Origin of the sequence: Candidatus Symbiopectobacterium sp. (genome assembly GCF_020054415.1) — a bacterium.
Lineage (GTDB): Bacteria > Pseudomonadota > Gammaproteobacteria > Enterobacterales > Enterobacteriaceae > Symbiopectobacterium.
This window is the reverse complement of the sequence record NZ_JAHWCO010000248.1, coordinates 1-5593: the sequence shown is the minus strand read 5'-3', so window position 1 is coordinate 5593 and position 5593 is coordinate 1. Positions and strand designations below refer to the sequence as shown.

Below are 5593 nucleotides of genomic sequence, written 5' to 3'. Positions count from 1 at the left end.
CGCTGCTTGAGGGCCTTGTTATAAGAGGGCCAGTTGGTGATTTTAAAATTTTGTTTTGCCATGGAGACCTGATTTTGAAACAACTGTGGTGATCTGCTCCGATGATTACCCAAAAGTTCTATTTATTCAACAAAGCCTAATTTCGATCAAATTTCGAGTAATTTCGAACGATTGCTTGTAACTGTATGAATCTAAATGCCATAATTTTCATCCCTCTGTTCAGCTATCAGTCGGAACAGGAATAAATGTGCGCGGAGTGAAAAACAGGCGATAAGGTGCTTTGGATTGCTGAAAAACCGACCGAACACGGTCATTTTTAACTATTGCTGTGATTTCCGCCCACCTTCGTCACTCTCGCAGGTTATGTGCCTTTCTTCTGGCGGAGATCCCCGGCTTTCACCGAGGATGACGAAAAGATACGCGTCTTTACCATCAGTCTGAAGTGCTATGACGTTTTCCTACGTGCGCGCTTTTTAGCCTCTGGCGTAACCTGCGTAACCTGGCTTTCTACCCAGCCGTCCTGTAATCGGGTTTTTAGCGCGTCACCCGGTGCTGCCTGAGTCGTGGCGCGTAAAACCTGCCCAGAGGGGGTGGTGGTCACGTTATAGCCACGCGCCAGCGTTTTTAGTGGGCTGACACCTTCCAGATGGGAACAAACCTCACCCAACCTCTGTTTATTCTCACTCAGTTGCAGGGTGATAAGCCGCTGTAATTGATACTGCATCTGTTGCAGGTGTTGCTGAGCACGATGAATACGTGAAAGCGGTTGCTGCTGCGTCAGCCGCTGCTGCAAACGCTCATTGCGCAGGGTCGCGCGCCGCAGTTGCTGCTGCATGCTCTCATCAAGCCTGCGCCACAGGGTGATCAATTTGTTAAGCTGACGCGCCAAGCGTAACTGCGGATGCTGTTGCTGCAAACGGTGATGGAGTCGGGCGAAATCGCGCTGGTGCTGTGCCAGAGAATAATCCATCGCCATTTCCAGCCGCTGACGTTGTGCATGTAGCTGGCGCAGCAGTTCGTTGTGATCGCGACTGACCAACTCTGCCGCCGCCGACGGTGTCGGAGCGCGCAAATCCGCCACGAAGTCGGCAATGGTGACGTCGGTTTCATGGCCGACAGCACTCACAATAGGAATACGACTGGCGAAAATGGCGCGAGCCACCCGTTCATCGTTAAAGCTCCAGAGGTCTTCCAGTGAACCGCCGCCGCGCCCAACGATCAGTACATCGCACTCTTGTCGTTGATTGGCACGTTGAATAGCACGAACAATTTGCGCTGGAGCTTCTTCGCCTTGCACCTGACTCGGATAAATCACCACCGGCAGGGCGGGATCGCGCCGCTGTAGCACATGCAGGATATCATGCAGCGCCGCGCCGCTAGGTGAAGTAATGACGCCGACGCTGCTGGCAGGACGGGGGCGCGCCTGTTTGAATGACTGATCGAACAACCCTTCTGACGCTAACCGCTGCTTAAGCTGTTCGAACTGCTGTTGCAACAGGCCATCGCCTGCGGGTTGCATGCTTTCTGCCAGCACTTGGTAATCACCGCGCGGTTCGTACAGGGTGATGGTAGCGCGCAGCAACACTTGCTGCCCGTTTTGTGGACGAAACGTCACACGGCGATTGCTGGTGCGAAACATGGCGCAGCGCACCTGAGCGCGCTCGTCTTTCAGTGTAAAGTACCAGTGACCGGAGGCGGGTTGGGAGAAGTTGGATATCTCGCCGCACAGCCAGATTTGCCTCATTTCCATTTCCAACAGTTGCCGGACGGTTTGATTGAGGCGGCTGACGGTAAAAATAGCGGATGAAGGCGCTTGGGACATGGCGTTGGCTAACCCGATTTTAGTGAGCGAGATCAAATTTTAAAACATAGGGTTAATTAACCGATACTACCTTGCCTGAAAGGTTAATCAAGTTTTTTATAAAAAAAGCTGGAGGCAACCGACTACGCTCTGTACAATGCCACGGCAATATTTTATCGCATCCCCACATGAGATATTGCCCATGCTACGTATTGCCAAAGAAGCACTGACGTTTGATGACGTCCTCCTGATCCCAGCTCACTCGACCGTTCTGCCGAACACTGCCGATCTCACCACCCAGCTCACAAAAACGATTCGTTTGAATATACCTATGCTTTCTGCTGCCATGGATACCGTGACGGAATCCGGTTTGTCCATCGCTCTGGCGCAGGAAGGCGGCATCGGTTTCATCCATAAAAACATGTCGATTGAGCGCCAGGCGGAAGAAGTCAGCAGGGTAAAACGCCATGAAAGCGGCGTGGTTGTCGATCCGCAAACCGTGACGCCAACCACCACGCTGCGTGAAGTCAAAGCGCTAACCGAACGTAACGGCTTTGCCGGTTATCCGGTAGTAACTGACGATAACGAACTGGTCGGCATTATCACTGGCCGTGACGTACGTTTTGTGACTGATTTGGAACGCCCGGTGAGTGCCGTGATGACGCCGAAAGACCGTCTGGTAGCGGTGCGTGAAGACGAAGCGCGCGAAGTGGTGCTGCAAAAAATGCACGAAAAACGCGTTGAGAAAGCGCTGGTGGTGGATGGCAGCTTCCATCTGCTCGGCATGATCACCGTGAAAGACTTCCAGAAAGCCGAGCGTAAACCTAACGCTTGTAAAGACGAACACGGTCGTCTGCGCGTAGGAGCGGCCGTTGGCGCAGGTGCGGGCAACAAAGAGCGCGTCGATGCGCTGGTTGCGGCCGGTGTTGACGTACTGCTGATCGACTCCTCGCACGGCCACTCTGAGGGCGTGTTGCAGCGTATTCGTGAAACCCGCGCTAAATACCCCGATCTGCAAATCATCGGCGGCAACGTTGCCACCGGTGCCGGTGCCAAAGCGCTGGCTGAAGCAGGCGTGAGCGCTGTGAAAGTCGGTATTGGCCCTGGCTCTATTTGTACCACCCGTATAGTTACCGGCGTGGGTGTACCGCAGATCACCGCGATTTCCGACGCGGTAGTAGCGCTTGAAGGTACTGGCATTCCGGTCATTGCTGATGGTGGCATCCGTTTCTCCGGTGACATCGCAAAAGCCATCGCTGCGGGTGCAGCCTGTGTGATGGTAGGTTCTATGCTAGCGGGCACGGAAGAATCTCCGGGTGAGATCGAGCTATATCAAGGCCGTTCCTTTAAATCTTACCGTGGGATGGGCTCGTTGGGTGCCATGTCTAAAGGCTCTTCTGACCGTTATTTCCAGAGCGATAATGCGGCAGATAAACTGGTGCCGGAAGGGATAGAAGGGCGAGTGGCTTATAAAGGCCGCCTGAAAGAGATCGTGCATCAGCAGATGGGCGGCCTGCGTTCGTGCATGGGCTTGACCGGTTGCGGCACCATTGACGCACTGCGCACTCAGGCCGAATTTGTTCGCATCAGCGGTGCAGGCATTCAGGAAAGCCATGTGCACGATGTGACCATCACCAAAGAATCTCCGAACTATCGAATGGGTTGATTGAGCCCACAGGCCAATCTGCCGATGTAATGGCTGATTTGACAGAAACCCGGTAAACTTCGCCGGTCTCTCTTATTTTTTGCTCCTTACGTATTTTGGAATACGCCTCTCATGACAGAAAATATTCATCAATACCGCATACTCATTCTGGATTTTGGTTCGCAGTACACGCAACTGGTCGCGCGCCGCGTGCGTGAACTGGGCGTTTATTGCGAGCTCTGGGCATGGGACGTTACCGAAGCACAGATTCGCGAATTTAACCCGAACGGCATCATCCTTTCCGGTGGCCCGGAAAGCACCACCGAGCACAACAGCCCGCGCGCGCCGGAATATGTGTTCCAGGCCGGTGTGCCGGTGTTGGGTGTGTGCTACGGCATGCAGACCATGGCAATGCAGCTGGGTGGACATGTAGAAAGCTCCAGCGAGCGTGAGTTTGGTTATGCTCAGGTCGAAATCAAAGCGGAAAGCGCACTGCTGCGCGATATTCAGGATGCGCTGAGCGAAAGCGGTGCGCCGCTGCTTGACGTATGGATGAGCCACGGCGATAAAGTGACGGCCATTCCATCCGATTTCGTCACCGTTGCCAGCACCGATACCTGCCCGTTTGCCATTATGGCTAACGAAGAGAAACTCTTTTATGGCGTACAATTCCATCCGGAAGTGACGCATACCCGTCAGGGACAGCGCATGCTGGAACGCTTTGTACGTGATATCTGCCGATGTGATGCGCTGTGGACACCGGCAAAAATCATTGATGACGCGGTAGTGCGCCTGAGGGGACAGATTGGCAACGATCATGTGATCTTGGGGCTGTCCGGTGGGGTTGACTCCTCTGTGACGGCGATGCTGCTGCACCGTGCCATTGGCGATCGTTTGACCTGCGTGTTCGTGGATAATGGCCTGCTGCGTTTGAACGAAGCGGATCAGGTGCTGGAAATGTTCGGCGATCACTTTGGTCTGAATATCGTGCACGTGGCTGCGGAAGATCGTTTCCTGTCTGAATTGGCCGGTGAAAACGATCCGGAAGCCAAACGCAAAATCATTGGTCGCGTGTTTGTCGAAGTGTTCGATGAAGAAGCAAGCAAGCAAACCGAGGTGAAATGGCTGGCGCAGGGCACCATCTATCCTGACGTGATTGAATCAGCGGCGTCCAAGACCGGTAAAGCACACGTTATCAAATCTCACCACAACGTGGGTGGCCTGCCGAAAGAGATGAAGCTGGGTCTGGTTGAGCCGCTGAAAGAGCTGTTCAAAGATGAAGTGCGTAAAATTGGTCTTGAACTGGGCTTGCCGTACAACATGCTGTACCGCCATCCGTTCCCCGGTCCAGGCCTTGGAGTGCGTGTGTTGGGCGAAGTGAAGAAAGAGTACTGCGATCTGCTGCGCCGTGCCGATGCCATCTTCATCGAAGAACTGCACAACGCTGACCTGTACCACAAGGTAAGCCAGGCCTTTACTGTGTTCCTGCCAGTGCGTTCCGTAGGCGTGATGGGCGACGGTCGTAAATATGACTGGGTGGTCTCTCTGCGTGCGGTCGAAACTATCGACTTTATGACCGCGCACTGGGCACACCTGCCTTATGACTTCCTGGGCCGCGTTTCCAACCGCATTATCAACGAAGTAGATGGCATTTCCCGCGTGGTTTACGACGTCTCTGGCAAGCCGCCTGCGACGATTGAGTGGGAATAGATTATAGATAGTTAATAGCTATTATTAATTACTCATCATTACCATTAATAATTTTGATTAATAACATATTTTACGTTTTAACTAGGCTTTGCTGAATAAATCAGAACTTGTAACGACTGGCCCCATACGGGTCGATTGTTACGTGATGCGAATACTGTTCGGCATTCCTGATAGCGTGATCCGGTTAAGCGCTTTGACCATGGCCATGGCTTCACCCGCCTGAGCATCGTAGTCTCTCAGACTTAGATGACCACCCAGAAGCTTTTTGAACCGGAACATGGCCGTTTCAGCCACTGGGCGCCGGTGATAGCCCACTTTCTTTTTCCAGATATCGTTACTACCGCTAATGCGCTGATTTGCAACAGCGTGGTTACGCTCGTGGTAGCGATCTGGCCAATATTGTGCCCCCCTTCGTGGCGGGATAAGCGGCCTTATCT

Annotated in this window: 3 protein-coding genes and 1 pseudogene; 2 read left to right on the top strand and 2 right to left on the bottom strand. The window is 53.2% G+C overall.

What is annotated here, in order from left to right; genetic code table 11:
- Window positions 1-445: 445 nt before the first annotated feature.
- Window positions 446-1822, bottom strand: coding sequence for an exodeoxyribonuclease VII large subunit (xseA, locus tag QZ506_RS07280; RefSeq protein ID WP_291970081.1), 1377 nt, complete (start codon window positions 1820-1822; stop codon window positions 446-448).
- 181 nt (window positions 1823-2003) lie between these two features.
- On the opposite strand from xseA, the gene guaB reads away from it, so the two are divergent.
- A complete protein-coding gene (gene guaB / locus QZ506_RS07275; RefSeq protein WP_291970079.1) occupies window positions 2004-3467 on the top strand; it encodes an IMP dehydrogenase in 1464 nt (487 codons plus the stop codon).
- Between the two features lie 111 nt (window positions 3468-3578).
- Window positions 3579-5156 carry a glutamine-hydrolyzing GMP synthase gene (gene guaA / locus QZ506_RS07270; protein WP_291970077.1) on the top strand — a complete coding sequence of 526 codons (1578 nt, stop codon included), beginning with the start codon at window positions 3579-3581 and terminating at the stop codon, window positions 5154-5156.
- A gap of 138 nt (window positions 5157-5294) precedes the next feature.
- On the opposite strand, the pseudogene QZ506_RS07265 reads toward guaA, so the two are convergent.
- Window positions 5295-5593 (bottom strand): annotated as a pseudogene (locus QZ506_RS07265) (IS5/IS1182 family transposase); the annotation flags it as partial.

Coding starts and splice junctions, on each gene's coding strand:
- xseA (WP_291970081.1), bottom strand. CDS start 1,822: ATGTCCCAAGCGCCTTCATCCGCTATTTTTACCGTCAGCCGCCTCAAT.
- guaB (WP_291970079.1), top strand. CDS start 2,004: ATGCTACGTATTGCCAAAGAAGCACTGACGTTTGATGACGTCCTCCTG.
- guaA (WP_291970077.1), top strand. CDS start 3,579: ATGACAGAAAATATTCATCAATACCGCATACTCATTCTGGATTTTGGT.